Annotated in this window: 15 protein-coding genes; 7 read left to right on the forward strand and 8 right to left on the reverse strand. The window is 48.1% G+C overall.

What is annotated here, in order from left to right; all coding sequences use genetic code 11:
* Positions 1–232: 232 nt before the first annotated feature.
* Together ACJJI1_RS04935 and ACJJI1_RS04940 are read right to left on the reverse strand one after the other, a co-directional pair.
* On the reverse strand, positions 233–1,156 hold the full coding sequence (locus ACJJI1_RS04935) for an SDR family NAD(P)-dependent oxidoreductase (RefSeq protein WP_444958708.1): 924 nt from the start codon (positions 1,154–1,156) through the stop codon (positions 233–235).
* Positions 1,140–2,198, reverse strand: coding sequence for an MBL fold metallo-hydrolase (locus ACJJI1_RS04940; protein WP_444958709.1), 1,059 nt, complete (start codon positions 2,196–2,198; stop codon positions 1,140–1,142). Before ACJJI1_RS04940 ends, ACJJI1_RS04935 begins: the two co-directional genes overlap by 17 nt.
* Positions 2,199–2,332: 134 nt before the next feature.
* Here ACJJI1_RS04940 and ACJJI1_RS04945 point away from each other — a divergent pair, with 134 nt between their 5' ends.
* Complete coding sequence (locus ACJJI1_RS04945) at positions 2,333–2,944, forward strand: TetR/AcrR family transcriptional regulator (protein ID WP_444958710.1); 612 nt, start codon at positions 2,333–2,335, stop codon at positions 2,942–2,944.
* An 89-nt stretch (positions 2,945–3,033) separates the two neighbouring features.
* Here the strand turns inward: ACJJI1_RS04945 and gbpA are convergent, their stop codons facing one another.
* From gbpA to ACJJI1_RS04965, 4 genes are all read right to left on the reverse strand, one after another.
* Entirely contained in the window at positions 3,034–4,728 is a 1,695-nt protein-coding gene (gbpA, locus tag ACJJI1_RS04950) for an N-acetylglucosamine-binding protein GbpA (RefSeq protein ID WP_444958711.1), read from the reverse strand.
* 784 nt (positions 4,729–5,512) lie between these two features.
* A complete protein-coding gene (locus ACJJI1_RS04955) occupies positions 5,513–6,340 on the reverse strand; it encodes a DUF417 family protein (protein ID WP_444958712.1) in 828 nt (275 codons plus the stop codon).
* 155 nt (positions 6,341–6,495) lie between these two features.
* Positions 6,496–6,864 (reverse strand): cupredoxin domain-containing protein, encoded by a 369-nt coding sequence (locus ACJJI1_RS04960; RefSeq protein ID WP_444958713.1) that lies wholly within the window; start codon positions 6,862–6,864, stop codon positions 6,496–6,498.
* Positions 6,865–9,108, reverse strand: coding sequence for a heavy metal translocating P-type ATPase (locus ACJJI1_RS04965; RefSeq protein WP_444958714.1), 2,244 nt, complete (start codon positions 9,106–9,108; stop codon positions 6,865–6,867).
* Between the two features lie 201 nt (positions 9,109–9,309).
* Between ACJJI1_RS04965 and ACJJI1_RS04970 the strand changes: the two genes are divergently transcribed.
* From ACJJI1_RS04970 to ACJJI1_RS04990, 5 genes are all read left to right on the forward strand, one after another.
* Positions 9,310–10,617 carry a DnaT-like ssDNA-binding domain-containing protein gene (locus tag ACJJI1_RS04970; RefSeq protein WP_108734619.1) on the forward strand — a complete coding sequence of 436 codons (1,308 nt, stop codon included), beginning with the start codon at positions 9,310–9,312 and terminating at the stop codon, positions 10,615–10,617.
* Positions 10,529–11,194 (forward strand): replication protein P, encoded by a 666-nt coding sequence (locus tag ACJJI1_RS04975; RefSeq protein WP_108734620.1) that lies wholly within the window; start codon positions 10,529–10,531, stop codon positions 11,192–11,194. Before ACJJI1_RS04970 ends, ACJJI1_RS04975 begins: the two co-directional genes overlap by 89 nt.
* Positions 11,195–11,336: 142 nt before the next feature.
* The gene (locus ACJJI1_RS04980; protein WP_444958715.1) at positions 11,337–12,047 is read left to right on the forward strand and encodes an outer membrane beta-barrel protein; all 711 of its coding nucleotides are present in this window, start codon (positions 11,337–11,339) and stop codon (positions 12,045–12,047) included.
* A 217-nt stretch (positions 12,048–12,264) separates the two neighbouring features.
* Positions 12,265–12,975, forward strand: a complete 711-nt coding sequence (locus tag ACJJI1_RS04985; RefSeq protein WP_444934254.1) for an outer membrane beta-barrel protein — start codon at positions 12,265–12,267, stop codon at positions 12,973–12,975.
* Between the two features lie 590 nt (positions 12,976–13,565).
* Positions 13,566–14,003: a VanZ family protein gene (locus tag ACJJI1_RS04990; RefSeq protein ID WP_444958716.1), complete on the forward strand. Its 438-nt coding sequence runs from the start codon at positions 13,566–13,568 to the stop codon at positions 14,001–14,003.
* Here the strand turns inward: ACJJI1_RS04990 and ACJJI1_RS04995 are convergent.
* Both ACJJI1_RS04995 and ACJJI1_RS05000 read right to left on the reverse strand, forming a co-directional pair.
* Positions 13,981–15,861, reverse strand: coding sequence for a phytase (locus ACJJI1_RS04995; RefSeq protein ID WP_444958717.1), 1,881 nt, complete (start codon positions 15,859–15,861; stop codon positions 13,981–13,983). The two genes, ACJJI1_RS04990 and ACJJI1_RS04995, sit on opposite strands and share 23 nt — an antisense overlap.
* Before the next feature lie 131 nt (positions 15,862–15,992).
* Positions 15,993–18,596 (reverse strand): TonB-dependent receptor, encoded by a 2,604-nt coding sequence (locus tag ACJJI1_RS05000; RefSeq protein WP_444911583.1) that lies wholly within the window; start codon positions 18,594–18,596, stop codon positions 15,993–15,995.
* Positions 18,597–18,825: 229 nt separating this feature from the next.
* Here ACJJI1_RS05000 and ACJJI1_RS05005 point away from each other — a divergent pair, with 229 nt between their 5' ends.
* Positions 18,826–20,748, forward strand: a complete 1,923-nt coding sequence (locus ACJJI1_RS05005; protein WP_444958718.1) for a PhoX family protein — start codon at positions 18,826–18,828, stop codon at positions 20,746–20,748.
* Positions 20,749–20,768 lie beyond the last annotated feature (20 nt).

The following is a 20,768-nucleotide window of genomic DNA, read 5'->3' on the forward strand; positions in this document are numbered from 1 at the left end:
TGAGCCTGAGAGATGGACATCAACCACTACTTCCAACGAAGACTGATCTAAAAGAAAGAGAATCTGGGTTTAATAGTGTGACAACTGGGGTTGGCAGCCTACTTATTTAAAAAAATAAGGAAATCAAGATAATTCCCAAAACCTATAAAAATCTATTCTAATATAAATCTCTCAAAAGGCAGCCCTGGTATAAACAATCTAGGCTACCCTCAAAGTACTTCCAGAAAATCACTTAATGGCCTTTAACTATCTCTGTTTTTTTATTATCCACTATCTTTTTAAATACATTCCCAGATAATTTTAATAACTTAGCGCGACTTAAGATTCGAGGCAAGATACTAAGTAATACCTTTTGCTTCCCTGAAAGCACATAGCTTCTGTTGGCAAGAAATCCATGTAACCCTACTTTGGCTACACGCTCCGCAGTTTCGTACTGTTTTTCATCAACATTTACATCATTATTTGCCACTGCCGCAAAGTTCGTCTTAGTTCCACTAGGACATAAACAAGTTACTGTGATACCTGTACCTTCCAATTCGTTATATAAAGCCTCTGAAAAATTCAAGACATAACTTTTGGATGCAGAATATACGCCTGCATAGGGCACTGGCATTAAGGCTGCACCTGAGGCGACATTTATAATTCCTCCAGATCTTTTACTTTTCATACCATCAAGGTATAGGTAACAAAGCTCTGTCAATGTACTAATATTGAGTTGCAGCATCCTTTTATAGGTTCGAAGGTCAAAATCCTCAAAATTGCCCCATTTCCCAAATCCAGCATTATTAATAAGAATATCTACATCAAGTCCTTTATCTTTCGTTTTCTGAAATAATTCCTGTGCAGCCCCCACTACGCTTAAATCCATAGCAATTAAGGACACTTGGACCTGATATTTCTCTTTAATTTTCTTGCTGACTTCTGCCAAGCCCGCTTGAGATCTAGCAACGAGAACCAAATGAGCTCCCTTATTCGCACACTCATAAGCAAACGCCTCCCCAATCCCTGAAGAGGCACCTGTGATTAATACAGTTTTTGACTTCATAGTAACGCCACTTAAATATTTAGATATTGGAAAAAATTTAAACGAACAAAAGATGTATAACTTATATTTACCTAGCCACAACTTAAGCGATAACTTATTTAGTTTTTTCAACTAAAAGTTCCCGCCACCAGGGTTTGGTTGGCAATGGATCTCTCAACTTTACCGGTGCACCTATTACCGGTATTAACAGCTTTACAGCCCGATTTTCCGCAGCAATTTCTACACGCTCGAATGGTTCAAACCAGTCATGCAGAGCAAGATCAAAAGTACTATTGTGGATAGGCAGCATTGCTCGCCCTCCGAGATCGAGATGTGCCTGTACACTCTCTTCGGGCATCATATGAACCGAACTCCAAAGCTTGTTGTAAGCACCCGTTTCCATCAGTGTCAGGTCGAACGGACCAAATCGCTCACCAATTTCACGAAAGCCACTAAAATAGCCACTGTCACCGCTAAAGAATATACGGCCCTCGCGCCCTTCAATTACCCAGCTGGCCCACAGTGTTGAGTCTTTATCCGTTAGTCCACGCCCGGAAAAATGTTGAGCCGGAGTCGCGGTAAAGTGCAAACTGCCCAGGGCAAACGATTCCCACCAGGCCAACTCCTCAATTTTTTCGGCCGGAATTCCCCAGTTACGCAAACGACTCCCCACCCCGGTAGGAACGATAAATTGCTCTACTTTATCCTTGAGTGCGCGAATACTATTTTTGTCTAAATGATCGTAGTGGTCATGGCTGATAACGACCGCTTTAATCGAAGGCAAGTCTCGAATCTCTATGGGCAAAGGATGAAAGCGCTTTGGACCCATCCACTGAACCGGGGATGCCCGCTTGCTAAATACCGGATCTGTCAAAACATACTGATCATCCATTCGAATCAGTACCGTGGAGTGCCCAAGACGATATACGGCACTCTCAGCAACTGGGGCTGCCAGCTCTGCGGCGGGAATCTGTCGCAATGGAATGGGATTGACCGGTACGGGGGCAGCGCGATCTGCCTTGATGTAGGCACCAATCATCTCAATCATACCGCCACTACTGACTTTGTAGTCCGTATCACTGTTGCGGAACTTCTCGGGTTGATTTGCACAGCTACCAAAGAGACCTACCGACATAACAATCACTCCTGCCAGAATCCACCAGCGCTTCTTCATTTCACTTACCATGTAAACTATACAGTGCAGTGTATAAACTAACTATATAAAAGTAAACTATATAGTGTAAAATTTGCGTAAGAAGTAACTCGCCGGCAATGGAATCCCCCGGCCCAGATTTCACAGAGATACCCATGACTGAAAAGAAACCAACCAGAAGTGAGCTGAAACGCCAAGCTATTATTGATGCCGCCAAGCAGGCTTTTCAGGAGCTGGGAGTGCAGGGCACGAGTATGGACGAGCTGGCAGCCCGAGCACAGGTATCAAAACGCACCGTGTACAACCACTTCTCCAGTAAAGAAGCCCTGGTTATGTATTTGATCGGTGAACTCTGGCAGCAGGCTACCCAGCCCTCCGGTTGTGACTACAACCCGGATAGTGATATGCAGTCACAACTCCGTACACTGTTAGAGCAGGAAATAAAGACGATCTGCAACCCGCAGTATATTGAGCTTAACCGCATGGCCTTCGACTACTTCTTCCATCAGCCGGAAGCACTACAGAAGGAAATGGAAAAATATAAGGCCCATGAAACCGGGGTGCAGCGCTGGATCAAATCTGCCGTAGCTGATGGGCGACTAAAGTCTCTCGACATAGAGGTCGCCAGTGGGCAGATTCACAACCTGATTAAGGGCGGTTGCTACTGGCCTCAGTTACTTCAACTCTCTGGTCCACCGAGCCCCATCGAGCAAGAGGCACTGGCCGAGCGCACTGCTGCGATGTTTTTAAGTTATTACCAGGCTTGAATCGCTACCCTTAAAGGCCATTTTTCACCTACTAATTTACTCATAAAAAAGGCCCCCAAAGGGGCCTCTTTTATTTTATCGGGAACAAATTACAGTCTTTCCCAGAGTATTTCCCAGTTCCCGCCAACACCCGGCTCGAACTGTTTTGCACCTCTTCTCACTTCCTTACAGTAGTGGGAGTAAGCAGAGTCCTTACACTCGTAGACATTACCATCACGGCCCAGGACTTTAGTACCCGCAGCATAGTTTCTATGGCCTCTAGGGAAGACATAATCATAATCCTGATCACTCGAGGATTGGTCATCGTCATTGGAGCTATCATCGTCTCCGTTTGAAGTATCGTCGTCATCATTAGAGGTGTCGTCATCGCCGTTGGAGCTATCGTCGTCACCATTAGAAGCGTCATCATCGCCGTTGGAGCTATCGTCGTCGCCGCTCGAGGAGTCATCATCACCATTGGAAGTATCGTCATCCCCATTCGAGGAGTCATCATCACCAGAGGTGTCTTCAACCAGGTAGAAGTTCAGAGTGTTTTGATCAACCATGTTGCCATCGCGGTCTTTTACCACCACTACAACCATATGGTGCCCTGCTACAGTCTCTGAGAGAGTCAAGCTAGTACTGGCAGTATCACCATCATCAATGTTATTGCTATAGCTTGCTAGAGTATCACCGCCATGATTTACCACTGTAACCTCAACGCTGACATCTCCCGTAGCACTGAGAGCAACGTCTAGAGAAATAGCACCGCCTGTAATTGTGTATTCACTTTCAAGGCCACTTACCGTTACTTCATAGTTGGGCTCTTCTTCGCTCAACTCGTAACCGATCTCGACATTTTCCAGGCCACTGCCATCTTTTAGATAAATGCGGTTGATACCGTACAGAGGCTCAAAGCTGTTATCACCATCGAAATCACCGGCGCGGATATCGGTCTGCTCTGCATTAATCAACTCAGCCAAATCGTGTGACCAGTTTTCAGCGATGCCCTGCTCTTCGGAGGCAATTTCCAAAACAGTGCTGTAAGATGAGTTTTCACCTGAGCCATCAAATACGCGGGTATATACTTTATCGCCAACGTTCAAGTCCTGCGTCGGATTGATGGTACCCGCAGCGCTCCATTCGGTATTAGTGACATTATCGCCATCGAATTCTACATCGATAACATTGTAGAAAGCGTTAACCGTATCACCCACATCCCAAACAGCCAGAATTACATGATAGCCCTCGCGATCCGGCACCTGACACTCATGAGTTGTATTTACATCTGGCTGTTCATAATTGCCATCTATCTCACAGAATGGATCGAGATCAAATTGATCGCGAGTCAAGACTGAATTCGGATTCCAATCTTCTTTAGTAATATAGTATTTCCAATCACGAGTTACATGGTTGGCGGTGAAGTACCATTTGAAGGTTTGCCAACCGGAGCTAATATAATTTTTTACCCAGCGATCAGATGTCTGTTCATTAAGCTCAGACCAGGCACTGCTTCCTCCACTGGCAATTTGCCCATCGGCAGGGCCGCTATCGGGAAAGCCTTCAGGACCTTCTATACTCTGTGGTTCCCACTGAACTGCGCCGCAATTCAAATTCATTTCACCGGTATCTAATGCATATTTACACAGGGTACCACGCGCAGAAGCTACACCACCGTCAGCGGCCTCAACATAACCATGACTGAAAGCATTAGAACTGGCACCGGCTAATACCACTGCCATTAATGTGCGATTGACTATCGGTTGTTTAAATACGGATGCTAATTTTTTCTTACGTAGAATCATATCTCTGCCCATTTATTACTTTGCGCTCAACTTCCTTCCCCAGCTGAACACAAATTTTTACTTTTAGAGGATGTAAATCCTGCAACGCTAGCGACAGAGTTATGGACCACCACTAATTGGCACGGTTCCTATTATTTTTATAATTTAAACAAACAACTTTTAGCGTGTCACCGAAAGATAAGCCTAATTTTTAATAAATACCACCCCATTAAAAGTTCCATATAAACACAAAAATAAAAACATAAATAATGACAAAATAATTTCTTGCAAAATAGAAAAATGACGACCCAAAACAAAAAATAAGACCACAATTCCGGGCAATTACTGCAACATAAAATCAGCAAAAGCGAAATTTAGTGGTATTTTATTCCAGCAAGGGCAACCAGGTATAAATCCGAATATACCGCTTATAAAAATATAAAAACAAAATATGGAAGAACTATGAATTTCACACTTAAATCCTCCCAGAAATCAATATGAAACCCTAACTAACTCCACCTATCGCTTACCGGCAAAAAAACACGGTGCACCCACGACAAAATTGAAATAGAAAAAACCTAGAAAACAACGGCCAATACTTCTTCTATAACTAATCGGGCAGAGGGTTTTCCAATGAAAATTAAAAATATTAGTTTTTTAAAGCTTTCACCTCACTGAATTCATACCGGCCAGATATCCCTGAGCCCACAGAAAATGCCACCTTTCGATAGCTTACAAATAGTATCCCCAATGAATCAAAACCGATATTTTGGGGCCTCAGAACAACTCTTTGACCCCATCAGCTTTAAGATTTAATCATGGAGTTTCTAATGCCCAAGATTAATATCAGATTTGCGATAAACCACAGGTCTTTAATAATAAAAATACCGCTGGAGCTAAGTTGCCAGGGAGCTACCCAACTGCCTGGATAGGAGTAGAGGAAGGTCTGGGTTGTTATAAATACTGCGGCACAAAGCAATAGTCCCGGCCAAAACAGCTGCCGGATATAAATACCCAAGGCGAGGATAGCCAGCGCAATCAAGTCATATATACCGATAAGATTTGAGGCCACCTGCACGCTAAATAGACTGTATAACCACGACATCAGTGGCGAAGTGCTTACCAGGCCTTCAATCCCCTCAGCCTCAAGCGCTGTGAATTTCATCCCACCAATCCAGAGTAATACCAAGCCGACAGGGAAATAATTGAGCCATATCAGCTTTAGTGGACTCAACGAATCCCGATAAAACCAGGTAATACCCAAGGTTAACAGGGCAAAGTACTTAATTATCCCCTGTCCTGAGCCAATTGCCGGAAAGCCGCCCAGGGAGTCGATCCAATGGCCGCTGCCAAGAAGACTCAGTAGGGGCACTAGCGATATTAAAATCAGAAGGATTGCCAGGGGCTTAACAACCCGCTCAAAGCGAAGGGCGAGTGCCCCCAAAATAGCGGCGACTGAAAAAATAATGGCGGTCAGTAAACGTATAGGGGAAAGCACCCCCTCATTAGTGACACCGTAGAATTCAAATACGCGCTTGATACCACCCCATTGGCCGGAAAAAAGCGCCACCGCAATAAGCGCAAAGGCGATGGCCACCAGGGCGAAGGGAAGTTTTCGAAGAAGAAATGACATTTGTTGACGACCTCTTAACAAATTAGAGCTTAGTCACCAGCCTGACCAGAGCCCCTCTCTCCATACAGGTGAAAGGCGGCTCTGGGGTATTGGTTAAATCTATGTCGTCTTGGCCCGGGGAATTATTACACCCCCATAGAGAATCACATTTACTGTTACTCCAGTATCAATGTGCCCCGATACATTTGCATCTGGCAGTTGAACGGGTATTCGCCCGGCTCGGCTTTTGGTATTTCCACCAAGGTATCCTGATTCAGGGCAAGCTGAGCGCTGACTTCCAAGTCTGGAAACAATACCCACTCGGAGCAGGGGCTTGGGTCCTCCCGGTGAAAATGCAAAGTCGCTGTGCGACCGGCGGGCAGGCGGATAAGATCCGGTTCGTAAACTCCATCCTTAACCAGAATCTGTAAATTATCCGTGCTCGGCGTCGCCTTACTGGCACTTCTTTTTGGCCCCAACCAAAACCACCAGATAACAGCCAGAATCATCAGCATACCGACGATATTTACGAGAACTTCAGCCATTTAGCGAGCCTCCGATGGTTTAAAGAAGCGCAGGCGGTTGGCATTACTGACCACTGTCAGGGAGGAAAGCGCCATAGCACCACCGGCAACAATGGGGCTCAGTAACATACCCGTAATCGGGTAGAGGACACCGGCGGCGATGGGAATACCCAGAGTGTTATAAATAAAAGCTCCAAACAGGTTTTGCCTGATGTTGTGCAAAGTGGCCCGGGACAACTCCACGGCATTGGCGACCCCGTGCAGGGAGGAACGCATTAGGGTGACATCGGCGCTCTCAATAGCAACATCGGTACCGGCACCTATCGCAAAGCCCACATCGGCCCGCGCCAGGGCCGGGGCATCGTTAATCCCGTCACCCACCATACCCACTCGCTCGCCTTTTTTTTGCAATTCAGCGACGATCCCCTCTTTATCTTCCGGCAATAGTTCTGCGTGAACGCGATCGATACCCAGTTGCCGGGCAACCGCTTCAGCACTGCCGTGATTGTCCCCGGTAAGCATTTCAATGCGTAAACCCAGTTTGCTCAGTCGCTCGATAGCAGCTTGCGCATCAGCGCGAATCGGATCGGCTACGGCAATAATCCCCCGCAACTTGCCGTCTACGGCGGCGTACATCACCGTGCGCCCTGCCTCGGCCAATTTGGCTGCCCGCTCACTCCAGGCATCCAGGGAAACAGCCTCCTTTTGCATTAACTTAGTATTCCCCAACAGCACGCGACTGCCACCGATATCACCACTCACACCGTGAGCTGTGATGGCTTCAAAGTTGGCTGGAGACTGCAATTCAAGGTTTTTTTCGTGAGCAGCCGTCACTATGGCTTCAGCCAAGGGGTGCTCTGAGCCCTGCTCCAGGCTCGCCACCAAACGCAGCAGTTCATCGCTGTCGCCATCACTATTGATATCCGTTAGACGCGGAGAACCCTCGGTGAGAGTCCCGGTTTTATCCACAACCAGGACATCCAGGGTGCAGGATTGTTGCAGGGCCTTTCCGTTGCGCACCAGTACACCGTACTCGGCACCTTTGCCCACCCCCACCATAACCGACATGGGAGTCGCCAGACCCAAGGCACAGGGGCAGGCGATAATCAGCACCGAAGTCAGTACTACTAACATATGGGCAACCCGAGGATCGGGGCCCAAGTTGAACCAAACCAGTGCGGCCACCAGGGCAATAATCATCACCACTGGCACAAAGATGCCGGAAATCTTGTCCGCCAAGCGCGCGATAGGTACCCGGGAGCTCTGGGCATTCTTTACCATCTCGATAATCTGCGCGAGGCGGGTGTCGGAACCCACTTTATCTGCGCGAAACAACAGGCTGCCATTTTTATTCAGAGTTCCGGCGGCGAGGCTGTCACCCTCCGCCTTTTTCACCGGCACTGGTTCCCCGGTGAGCATGGATTCATCCACCAGGCTGCGCCCTTCAAGCACAGTGCCATCCACCGGAATTTTCTCGCCGGGGCGGACGCGCAGCTGGTCTCCCTGCTGCACCTGCTCGATAGGCAGATCCACCTCTCGGCCGTCTCTCAATACCCGCGCGGATGTATCCTGGAGCTCCAACAGCTTCTCCACTGCGGCACTGGTGCGCCCGCGAGCCCGAATCTCCAGTGCCTGGCCGAGGCTGATCAAGCCAATAATCATGGCACTGGCCTCGAAGTACACATGTCGTGCCGCTTCCGGTAAGAGGTGGGGGACCAGTACCACGATCATGGAGAAGAGCCAGGCCGTTCCCGTGCCCAGGGCCACCAGCGTATCCATAGTGGCATTATGGTGACGCAGTGCCTTCCAGGCGCCACTGAAGAAATTGCCGCCACAGAAGACCAGCACCGCCAGGGTAATCAGTCCCATAACACCCCAGGCCAGCTGCTCCACCGGGGTATTCACCGATACCTTGTCGGTAATCAGCCCCCAGGCCATCATTGGCACGCCCACGCCCAGAGCAAATGCCGAGCGCCACAACTGCTGGCGGTAGTGCCGCTGTGTCTGCTCCCGCTGTTCCGCGCGCTGCTCTCGTTCACTACTTCGCAAGAGTTCAGCGCCGTAGCCCGCGCCTCGGACGGCTTCGATACAGGATGCAGCCTCTGCCGGGCCGTATACCGACAGGATTTTATCGGACAGGTTTACCCGGGCATCAGTCACCCCGGCTACGGCCTTAACCGCAGTCTCAATTTTGTTGATACAACCGGCACAATTGACTCCACTCAAACGGAACACCGTTGGCGCAGATTGTTGCTCCTTCGTCATCTTGCTCTCCCGCAACACCAATTACAGCGACAAAGTTACAACCTTACCGCTAGGGGAAGGCAACAGTTGGCAGCGCACCGCCCGCCGAAATTTCGCAGTCAATTCATCCTTCAGCTTAGTGGCTGGCACCAGGGGGCGGGAAAAGGCTGAGGATTCGCCAATGATCGCGCATGCGATGCGCCGGAATGTTATTATCGCGCCATGACACATCCCCTGCTTCCCGAAAGACCCCTGAGTATATCTCCTTCTCTGGCTGCCACTGTCGGCCTGGAGGAAGCTGTGCTGCTCACTGCACTTGGCGACCTGGCTCCATTCCTTCCCCTGGAGCCCTACGGAGGCCGGGATTGGTATACCGCCGAGGGGGAGCAGCTATATTTGCTGCTGCCCTTCTGGCAGGCAGCGGATATCCAGCGGGTAGCCACCAGTTTGCGCAACCAGGGTGCCCTTCTGCTGGGGGCGGCACCATTCGGCAGTAGCGAGATTCTGAAGTTCGCCCTGCCCGGTGAGTACAAGCGCCCGGTGGCAACACCCCCTACCCCGTCCAACCGCAATGCCAACACCATTGCCCCCAGTTGGCAGCCGGATAGTGAAACCATGGCGCGTATCGCCCAACTGGGTATTCCCGAGCACTTTGTAAGGGAGCAATTGCCGGAGTTTGTCACTTACTGGCGCGAGCGCGCCGAGCCCCGCCACTCCTTTGGCTCCCTGTTCCTGCGCCAGGTTAAAAGCAAGTGGGAGGCTTTTCGCGCAACGGCTCAGCGCAAGCAGCCACTGCCCAACGGCTGGCAACCCAGCGATGAGACCCTACGCAAGCTGGCGGACGAGGGAGTCCCCAGCACTTTTGTCGGCCGCGGCCTACAGCGCTTTCTCGATTACCACCGTTCCAGTGGCAAGCAGTCCATTTCCTGGGATTTGGAATTCAATGACTGGATCATGGAAGACTGGGAGAAGCAGGACACGCCATTTATCGAAAAACGCAAGCCCACTGCTATGTCCCGCGACTGGCAGCCCAGCGAGCACACCTGGGAGCAGTTGCAGCGCCTGGCCATCAATCCGCGCTTTGCTGCCGAATTGCTGCCGGAATTCATTTATAAATGGACCGAGCGCGGTGGCCACAGTGCCCGCTGGGGTGAACTGTTTATCGAGTATGCGCGGGAAGAGTGGGCCTATTACTGCCAGGGTATTGAGAAAAACCCGGTGGCCAAACCCATCTCCCGCAACTGGCAGCCCAGTGGTGACTGCCTGAGTCATTTGATGAACCAATGCGAGATAGATCGCGACTTCGCTCTATCCCTGGTTCCGGAATTTATTATTTACTGGCGCGGTCAAAATGCCGCACGTAAAAGCTGGGACGCCGTATTTGTGCGTCACGCGCGCCACCAGTGGGCGGAGCGCAACAAACTGGCAATAGGAAACTCTTATGGCAATCCACAAGACTCCCACAACAACACCAACCAGCGCACCCGCGACCGGTCAATCGGCGACATACTCACAGACACAAACTGGTAGTGAACAGGGCCAGGAACTGCTGAACGAAAAGAAGCGCGCAATCAATGAAGTATTTGCGCTGTTTAAACTGAATTATCACAATCAGTTCAGCGCAGCATTTCCAGACACTGAAACCCTTCACCACGCCAAGCGCCTCTGGCTGGAGGCCCTGCTTGCTTTCGCTCCCCAGGATATTATGCAGGGTGCCAAGCGAGCGATCCTGCAAAGCGAGTACCTGCCCACCGTACATAAAATGCTGCAGCTGTGCGCCGCTGGGGAGAATGGTTTACCGGAAGCACGCGCCGCCTATCGCGAAGCCTGCAATGCCCCCAGCCCCAAAACCAATTACAACTGGAGCCACTTAGCGATCTATCACGCAGGGCGGGAATCCAACTGGTTTTTTCTTGCCAATAACCCCGAGTCTATCGCCTACCCGGTCTTTGCTGAGCACTATCGAAAAATATGTGAACGAGTCCTGGGGGGAGAAAAACTAACCGCTCCAGAGCAATTAAAGCTGGAGGAAAACCCCGGCTCACCACTTTCCAAGGAAGAAAATTCGAAAAGACTCTCGGAGATGCGAGCAAAGCTTGGCATTTAGAAATTAACAGCCAACTGCTTACTCTGACTTTGAATACAGGGCCTGATACCTAAAGGCCCTCACGCCAATGACTTGTGAAGTAAAAGCCCTGATCTAGCTTTACTGTGCTTGAAATAAAAATAAACAAAGCACAGGACAGATCATGAATAATTTTAAGACCACCGTAAAAACAAGTTTGTTTTCCAGCCTTATATTCACTTTCGCTACAAATACCAGCGCTGACTTTGCCAACAGGAAATATATTGGGGCTACCCTCGGTGAAACCTCTTATCCTCAATTTTGCTCATCTGCAACCCCCCGGATAAAATCACAGATTCCTCAAGGATCTACAGACGGACGCTTTCATTGCAATAGTAGCGGCAGCACGATTAAGTTTTATGGCGGCTTGCGCTGGAACAGATACCTCGCCCTTGAAATCAGCTATCTAAAACCTTCAGCTGCGCAAAGCAGCTTTTATACCAATAATGAAAATGGAGAGTATGCAAAGGCCGCATACCAGGTTGAAACACATTTATTGACCGCCTTTTTATTGGGTTTTTATCCTGTTAACTCCAATATAAATATGTTTGCCAGAGTCGGGGGCGGAGCTTGGAGAGGGAAATTATCAGAGCAACAATCCGCTCAGTTTTATCTCCCCCAGCAATTATCCAATGGACAATTCACAACACAACTTCAGACGCTCGATAAAGACAAGTCCCAAAACCACAAAGGCCCTCACTGGGGAATTGGGGTCGGGATGAATTATGTCTATAGGAATCACTGGATTTGGAGACTGGAGTGGGAAAAACTCGAGCCCACTGGAGTAGACTTCAATGCAGAAACACTATCACTGGGTTTAGGGAGGCTTTTTTGAATTTTGTTAATTGACACCTATAACTTTATACAAATTAAATAGAGTTCCCGCAAACTATTACTGGGAACTCTACCTTTAGGCGCCAAATCCAGTTAATAGAGTAGGTCCTACCTTCGACCAATCTAAAAGACGTTATTATTTTGGTGGTTGCCTTAATCAAATTTCACTCTAAAATCAGCTTCAGCGGTCCCCCATATAAGCTAAACAAGGTCAAGCCATGAACCGCTTTAGCCCCCTATTCATTATTTTTCTACTTTCCTTACCAGCCCTTGCTTGCGCCGATTTCTACTCACACAAATATGCTGGTATTTCTTTCGGTAACCAGCATGCCAATAACTTGTGTAGCGAAGCAGAAAAGCGAGTTCAACAAATTAGCGCCAGCTTAGATCAAGTGGATCTCAGTCGGTGTGATGATAAAAATAACGCCTGGAAACTATTTGCAGGAATTCGATGGACACCTTATCTGGCAATTGAAGCCAGCTATCAAAATTTCAATAAGTACCAGCTGGATACCCATATTTCATATGGGGGTGGTGAATACTTAAACTATTTCTCTAATTTTGATAGCCAGCTTTTCAATATATTTTCCCTGGCGTATCTTCCCCTGGGAGAATCATTTAGCTTATTCGGGAAACTTGGCACCGGCATCTGGTACGCGGAAACCAATGAGATTCAGAAGGGTGAAGTTTTCATCCTATACCAGCTTGAAGATGGCAGTTTAGTAGAACAATTAACTCCTGTCAGAGGTGAATTAAACGATAGCAGCAATGGATTCCACTGGGCATATGGTGCTGGTGTTAACTATAGCTATAGGGGCAAATGGAGCCTACGGATAGAGTGGGAACAGTTTTCAAAAATTGGGGGCGATACGTTTCTGGATGAAATAGATAGTGAAGCTATCACCATGGGTTGGAGTATGCATTTTTAATGATAAAATCCAGTTAAATACTGATAGAACTCCTCTCTATAAACAGCCATTAACTAACACATTCTAAAATGAACAACAAAAAGAATAAAATACTGAATGAAAAAGATCTGGAGGAATACCAAGAAGACTATCGAGCGAAATTAGATTATGAAAACACGCTAAAAGAAACCAAAAAACTCATTCAATTATATACATTACAATAGTATCTATACTATTAATTTACTCAATCTTCGTTTCGAGAAGCTCTAGGCAGCTAGACAATTTTCAATGGACCATTCTTATAGTGTTTGTGCTGTTAATATTCGGAACAAAAAAACAGCTAGAGCAAGAAAAACTTGAAAACCCACCTTTTTGCACCGACTGTAAGAAAAACATGGAGCCCTATGAGTTTCGATCTAAAAGTAAATCACTAGATATTAATGGTATCGCCTACCTATGTAGGGACTGTAAGTCGAAAATAATTGATACTGAGCCATCACATTCTGGCTAATTCACATAGACAAATGGCCTATCTTTCCGATCCAATTAGATATCTATAAAATCAACAGCCAAGCTTCACAAGATTAGACGAAACTGTATCAATAAGTATTATGCCAAGATTTCTCAAGGCTTCAGCCCTACTGTTTTTTCTTTTTATTCTTTGGATTATCTATCTAGCCAATACCGGATCGAGTAGTATATTTTTTGACCTTGTCCGTGCTATCCCCTATGGCGATAAATTAGGCCATATCGCCTTGTTTGGTACTTTTGGCCTTATCCTGATACCTGCCACCCGCGCCACTTATTTTAAACTCGGCTTTATTAGAATTTACTATGGTGCTATCGCAGTGCTTGGCTTTGCCCTGATTGAAGAGATAAGCCAGGCATTTGTTCGCTCAAGGAGTTTTGACTTACTTGATCTGGCCGCCGATATCGTTGGAGTGATACTTGCGAGCTCTCTGGTTTACCTGGTTCAGAGAGCCCGCAATATTAACAATTTAAGCCAGTCTGAAAACCCCAATACCGCTAGTGAGACAACAGACGATTGATATCCCTCCAATCAACCAATTTAAAGTTCTGGGCTGCGCTGGGCATTCGGTTGCGCCCATCCTGAACAACTAATAAACCTTGAGGATATTCCGCACCCAAAGCTGAACTGGTAACGGCCAAACCATCGGTCTCCGAACTGCCATCCACACCTAGCTGGGGATTCATACCAACCCGAAAATGGGTAATAAATTCATTCCCACTACGGCTGAATAGTGCATAGCTATCATTACCTTGACTGGATATCACTAGATAGCCCTTATCGCCATCCTGATAAAGTGCCAATCCCTCTATATCTGCCACCAGCTTTTCACCATCCACTTCTGCCACCAACTCTGGAGAGGCCTCCGATAAGGACTTTAGGTCCAGCCGCCAAATCCCCCGGTCTTCCTCAGCAAAAAACAGGGTTCCGAACTGGTCATCCACAACACAGCCTTCAACCTGTCCATAGTCATCAAACTGGATACCCTGCTCAATCTCAAACTCATTGGAGGACTCATAGACATTGATTTTGAGCTGATGCAAGCTGGCCTCCTTGTCAGAAACCCAGGCATAAAGTCCACTATCGTCCTGTTGCAGGCACAAGCCATAGGGATCACGAAGCCCTATACTCCGGTATCCAAGATACCCCACCTCGCCCGTTGTACTAATAGTAAATAGATCCAAACCGGGGTTAGTACGATTAGAGGCAACGGCAATCGCATCAATATTAGGGTGGGAAATTTTACGGATATCAACATTATTAACCCTGCCTACCGGAAAGTGCTGTTTTAAGCCGCCTGATAGATGATAGATATTGAGCCCCTTTTTTTTATCTGTAGCAAAAATCAGGCTGTTTTCCGGCGAATGAGAGTTCACCCAAATAGCGGGATCATCGGCAGCATCCCCATAAGAGTGAACGGGGTCAGTTTGTCCCCTGGCGGCAACAGTGGGAATAATCTCAAGCGGACTATCTGTAACGCTGGTCAGCTTGGTATTTATCGGGAAATAGGTTATTTCACTCTGATTATCATTTAATACGGCCAACCTATCATCAAAAACTGCTATAGAGGCAGGGCTTTCTGCAGGCAATGTCCAAGACTGGTCGGACCTACCACTTCCTGACAAGTCGAAAGCCTGTACTCCCTGTTCCACTGCAATCCAGGTTTGGTCCTGCTGATAACCCAGTCGCAAGCTGCCGAAATCATCACCGAGCTGTTTCGCCGAGATTAAAAGCTCACGCTCCTCATCTCGCTCTGCATCGGCATTCAATGCCAATATCCCTACAGGCGGCTGTGATACCAGTAATCGCCCCCGACGGTTATCCACACTACAACTATTAACCTCTTCCCCCAAATATATTGGGCGTATCTCGGTAAAGTCCCAGTGCTCATCACTGGGAGAAAGCAGGTACTCAAACCCCCGTCCGTCCTCTCCAATGGCAAACAGGTGATCTCTTCCTGCTTGTAGTGAAAAACAGAGTGCGCTCACAGGCTTGGCACTCTCAAGCTTTCCTAAAAGTTGAAGCTGCAAATCATCGTTTAGATCAGTAAATAATTGATATAGCTGTAATTGCGCTTCCTGCTCTTCGTAAGCCGCCACCAGGTAGCTACCACCTTCCCTTGGCTGAATGGCAAGTGCCTCTACTCTGCCATCCTTTTGAACTTGTATTTCTGCGGACTCATCTACAAGCACTAGCCCCTTATCTTTACTGGATAGCAACAAGTATTGCTGCTTAGGGAAACTGACCAGCTGAATCTGTTCAGCTATCAGCCCCTTTAAAGAGATGATCTTTTGTGAAGATAATCTTTGACTATCCTTTTCAAGATCACATCCGAGTAATATAAGGCAGGACAAAACACCCACTATTGAAAAACGCATAATAAAACCTGCTTAGGACTTACCGGTAACTGACAGAAAATATTATTTTTACAAAAACAAAGCCCCCACAATATTGCAGGGGCTTTATCAGGGTAAAAAATTGCACTAATCCAAAAATTCCAGTGTAAATTCTAGAAAGTGCTATAGCTCAGCCCAATCGCATAGGTCGGACCGTATTCTTCGTACTGACCATTAAACCCAGACGTGTGAACATAGTAAGGTTCATCCGTGAGGTTAACCCCAGTAAAAGTAAGTTGAAGGCCATTATCAAAGCGGTAGCGGGCCGACAAATCCAATTGCAAATGGTCTTCTTCGTAGCGATCATTAGCCTCATTTTCAAGGTCTACTTCCAGCAGGCGTTCACTGCGAAAAGCTGCTGACAGGCGCATACTAAAGGCATCGCGCTCATAGCCTACAATAAAGTTGCCGACAAAATCCGCCTGGGAAGGCATAGATATTTTGTCACTGCGATCACTGCTATTGAGACCCAGATCAGCTTCTGAATCGGTAAATGTTGCATTGGCCCTGAGTAAGAACCCATTTTCAAAACCTTGGGTCCAGGCCAGTTCGGCACCGCTGATACGGGCGTTGTCTCCGTTAATCGGTTGCCATACTTCAGCATCATCAACCGCTAAATTCCCTACAAAACGGGTAAAATCGGTATTACTGGAAACTTCAGACATGACAATAAAGTTATCGATACTCTTATGGAAAAGTCCCACAGAGAACATACCCAGATCATCCGCATAGTATTCGGCAGAGAGGTCGATATTGCGGGATTCATAGGGGTCTAACTCTGGATTTCCAGATTCAACCTCCAGTTCCCCATCATCGTATTCAATTTTGGCCGGAGAGGGGTTCAAATAACCAAATGATGGACGCGATAAGGACTCCGAATAGGCTGCACGGAGAACAACATTATCGTTGTAATCAAATTTGTAATTAATACTGGGGAAGAAGTTGTCGTAGTCCCGCTCGTAGTTAACCTCAGTGGCATAAACCTCCTCTGCAATTAAATCGGCACCCGGCAGGGGCTCTTCCGACTCTGCCACATTCACGCCTTCAGCATTAAATTCGGTGCGCTCATAGCGAACCCCAAAAACCAGCTGGGAGCGGTCCAACTCAATAGAATTCATCACATACAAGGCCGTGATGTCTTCATTCATTGCGTAGTCACGGGCGGATGCCAAAGCGGTCTCAGTCTCATCTATGTCAAAATCACTGAGGTTAGCATTGATAAAACTATTCAGGCTTCCAACATTGACGCCAGGTCCAAATGCATCCAAACCATAATCGATACTATTGCGAGAAAAGTCCGCCAGAGTGTAATCCCCACCAAACCCTTCATATACAGTCGCATTTAAGTCACCAGCCTTTTCTCGCTGACGCTCATGTAATCCGAATTTAACTACTGAAGGATTGCCAGCCCAATCAATTTCTCTACTGATATCAATACGGAAGCTGATTTCTTCATCTTCAGTAAAGTTATCTTCAATGACCAACTCATCGAGTTGATAACTGGCCGGGTCCAATACTGCTTCAACATCCTCACTTCCCACCGCCATACGGGGAGTATCACCAGCTTCAACATACCCCAAACGCAGGGAGTCCAAGACAAAATCGGTATCGCGTCGATTGGGTTCAGATTCCTCTGCATGGGAATATCCCAAGGCATAGGACAATCCCCATTGCTCAAAATTATGCTCTCCGCCAAATACCGCAGAAATAATTTCCTGTTCTTCCAGGCGGTCCTTCAGGGACTTCTCCAGTGCTGCCTCTTCCCACTCTGCCGAGTTGGCCGAAATAGTCTCCGGCTCATCGCGTTCATCATCGAGCTTCCAGGAATTGCGCTGGCGGATTTCCTGATCAGAAAAATCGGAGTACAAGCTGTGGAGATAGATGCTTGAGTCACTGCCCAGGTCCAGGTCGAAGTTGGCAGCAAGACCTGTGCGCTCCCGGGTAATACTGTAATCGCGATGTTCTATTTCGGTCGCGCCCTTAGCTACAGAGCCATCTTCAGCGGTCAGTTCTTCCCAGCTACCATCAGTCTCAATATTATCTGAGCCAAAATCCCGCTCCTGGTGACTTAGCGCTAAGGCCACCCCGAGACGGCGCTCTCCATCAAGTTCAAAAATATTGGTCATGGTCGCAGCCACTTTGGGGCTGTACTCTTCCTGAAGCTCGCTGTAACTATTCTCTACGCTGAACTTGTAGCGATTGCTGTCATAATCCAGGGCATTCAGACTTTTTATCTCAATGGCACCACCAATAGAGTCTGCGCTCATATCCGGCGTAAGAGTTTTAAATACCTCCAAACTCGCCAATAAGTCCGATGGAATAACATCCAGGGCTACCGCTCGGGTGTTTGTTTCCGGTGCAGGCAGGCTCACACCATTAATTGTTGCCGCATTCAAATTTGGGTCTATACCCCGCACACCAACAAAACGCCCCTCACCCTGATCTCTCGCAATAAATACACCGGGCATTCGCTGTAACGCTTCTGTGACATTGGCATCGGGGAGTTCACCAATCGCATCAGAAGTTTGCACCGCTACGACCTTATTGGCGTCCCGCTGTCGATCCAAGTCGCTGCGCGCATTACTTGCCTGGGCGGTAACCGTCACAGTTTCCATTACCTGCTCATTTTCTGCGATAGCATTTGCGCTAATGATGGCTGTCGCCAGAGCCGCCAATGGCATTCCCAGTAACCGCAAGCCTGAAGTTCTGTATTTCATTGCGTCCCACTCCCACTTTGCCGGTGGTTAATTGAATTGAACGCAGACTAGAAGGCCGCTATGAACTTTACGTGACATTTTTTTTAAGCTTGTCATCACATAGTCAATTAGTACTGCGACGATAGATGTAAGCCCTGCTATTTACACAGATATCAATCGCCTTAAAAGGAACCATCAAGGCAATTAACAGTAAAAAGCGTCATATACTGAAACCAAATATGGAGCAGTCATGAACGAAAGCCCCAAAAATCCAGCACGCCGCTCTCTATTTAAAGTCCTGGGTGGTGTAACCGCCACCGGTGCTGTAAGCAGCTTACTACCCGGCTGTAGTGGGAGTGAAAATCCCACACGCAACTCCCTCACCTTTAAAGAAATCCCCCATAGACTGGATTACCAACACCATCTACCAGAGGGCTATAAATCCACGGTTCTGCTGAGGTGGGGAGACCCTTTACATAAAGAGGAAACATCTTTTCAGCCTGAAGAACTTAGCGCCAGTAGCCAGGAACAGCGATTCGGTTACAACAACGATTTTATTGCATTTATGCCCTTGGCAGCGGGGACCAGTTCCACCCTGGGGTACCTGCATATACAAAGTAAAAATAGTGATCGCGGGCTTTTATGTGTCAATCACGAATACACTCAGCCCCATCTGATGTTCTCGGGTTATAACGACGAATACAGTGCCACCCGAGGAGTGAGTGCCGAGCATGTGGCCATTGAACAGGCCGCCTGCGGACACTCCATCGTGGAAATTCGAAGAAGTAAACAGGGCTGGAAAGTAGTGGCTGACAGTCCCTATAACCGGCGGATAACTTCTACGACGCCAATGGAAATCACTGGCCCCGCCGCAGGCGACGAACGTTTGAAGACCCGCCAAGATCCCAGCGGAACCCAGGTCCTCGGCACCATAGGTAACTGTGCAGGAGGGAAAACTCCATGGGGAACTGTATTAATTGCTGAAGAGGGGTTTGGCGGCGCTTTTCAGGGAGACCCAAAAAAGCTCGAAGATTCCCGGGAGATCGAAAACCATCAACTTTTTGGTATAAGACCAGAAAATCGCAACTGGGGTGACCACGACCGCCGATTTGATATTCAGGTAGAACCCCATGAGCCCAATCGATTCGGTTGGATGGTGGAGTTTGACCCCTATAACCCCCAATCAAAACCGCGCAAGCTGACCAGTTTGGGGCGTTTTGAGCACGAAGGCTTTACCCTGGTCTGTAAACCGGGACAACCGATCGTTGCTTACGGCGGCGATGATGATGAACATCAATTTGTCTATCGCTATGTATCCCAAGATAACTATCAGCCCGAAGATCCCGATACAAACCGAAAGCTACTCGTTAATGGCACGCTCTATGCCGCGCGATTTGCCGACGATGGCAGTGGCGAATGGCTGCCGCTGATATATGGCCAGGGCCCACTGACCGCAGAGAATGGTTTTCACAATCAAGCAGATGTAATGATTGATGCGCGCCGCGCAGCCGCGCTATTGGGAGCCACGCCAATGGATCGGCCGGAGGACGTGGAGACTAACCCCCACAATGATTGCACCTATGTAATGCTGACCAAAAACAAGAAGCGCAGCGATACCGATGCCGCCAACCCCCGCGCCCGCAATACTGCCGGCCATGTATTGGAAATAGCGCCCCCCGGGAAGAAGGGAAACCGCGACCACACAAGCGCACAATTTCAGTGGCAGCAATTTCTACTTGGCGGAAATCCCAATGCTGAAAACCCCGCTGAAAGGGGCGCCTATGGACAGCAGTCCCCTTACGATATCTCTGAGCACGGCTGGTTTGCCAATCCCGATAACGTCGCTTTCGATCCCAGGGGCAATATGTGGATTGCTACCGATGGCTGTGAGCGCTTTGGGTTCCACGATGGACTTTGGGCAATGGCTACTGAAGGGCCTTTGCGAGCGGCACCCAAGCATTTCTTTGGCTGCCCGCAAGGGGCTGAAGTATGCGGGCCGGAATTTACTCCCGATGGAAAAACCCTGTTTATTGCCGTGCAACATCCGGCCGATTCGCGCAACTCCACTTATGACCAACCCCTGCACCGCTGGCCAGATAATAATCCCCTGTTACCGCCTCGGCCATCAGTACTGGCCATTTACCGTGAGGACGACCAAATAGTCGGTAGCTAGGCAATTGATATGACAAACCG

The organism is Microbulbifer maximicatervae (SeqCode) (assembly GCF_052467065.1).

Bases quoted from the DNA above. Each gene is read 5' to 3' on its own strand.
- ACJJI1_RS04990 (WP_444958716.1), top strand. From the start codon at position 13,566: ATGCCAAGATTTCTCAAGGCTTCAGCCCTACTGTTTTTTCTTTTTATT.
- ACJJI1_RS04955 (WP_444958712.1), bottom strand. From the start codon at position 6,340: ATGTCATTTCTTCTTCGAAAACTTCCCTTCGCCCTGGTGGCCATCGCC.
- ACJJI1_RS04985 (WP_444934254.1), top strand. From the start codon at position 12,265: ATGAACCGCTTTAGCCCCCTATTCATTATTTTTCTACTTTCCTTACCA.
- ACJJI1_RS05005 (WP_444958718.1), top strand. From the start codon at position 18,826: ATGAACGAAAGCCCCAAAAATCCAGCACGCCGCTCTCTATTTAAAGTC.
- ACJJI1_RS04995 (WP_444958717.1), bottom strand. From the start codon at position 15,861: ATGCGTTTTTCAATAGTGGGTGTTTTGTCCTGCCTTATATTACTCGGA.
- ACJJI1_RS04965 (WP_444958714.1), bottom strand. From the start codon at position 9,108: ATGACGAAGGAGCAACAATCTGCGCCAACGGTGTTCCGTTTGAGTGGA.
- ACJJI1_RS04980 (WP_444958715.1), top strand. From the start codon at position 11,337: ATGAATAATTTTAAGACCACCGTAAAAACAAGTTTGTTTTCCAGCCTT.
- ACJJI1_RS04945 (WP_444958710.1), top strand. From the start codon at position 2,333: ATGACTGAAAAGAAACCAACCAGAAGTGAGCTGAAACGCCAAGCTATT.
- ACJJI1_RS05000 (WP_444911583.1), bottom strand. From the start codon at position 18,596: ATGAAATACAGAACTTCAGGCTTGCGGTTACTGGGAATGCCATTGGCG.
- ACJJI1_RS04940 (WP_444958709.1), bottom strand. From the start codon at position 2,198: ATGAAGAAGCGCTGGTGGATTCTGGCAGGAGTGATTGTTATGTCGGTA.
- ACJJI1_RS04970 (WP_108734619.1), top strand. From the start codon at position 9,310: ATGACACATCCCCTGCTTCCCGAAAGACCCCTGAGTATATCTCCTTCT.
- gbpA (WP_444958711.1), bottom strand. From the start codon at position 4,728: ATGATTCTACGTAAGAAAAAATTAGCATCCGTATTTAAACAACCGATA.
- ACJJI1_RS04975 (WP_108734620.1), top strand. From the start codon at position 10,529: ATGGCAATCCACAAGACTCCCACAACAACACCAACCAGCGCACCCGCG.
- ACJJI1_RS04960 (WP_444958713.1), bottom strand. From the start codon at position 6,864: ATGGCTGAAGTTCTCGTAAATATCGTCGGTATGCTGATGATTCTGGCT.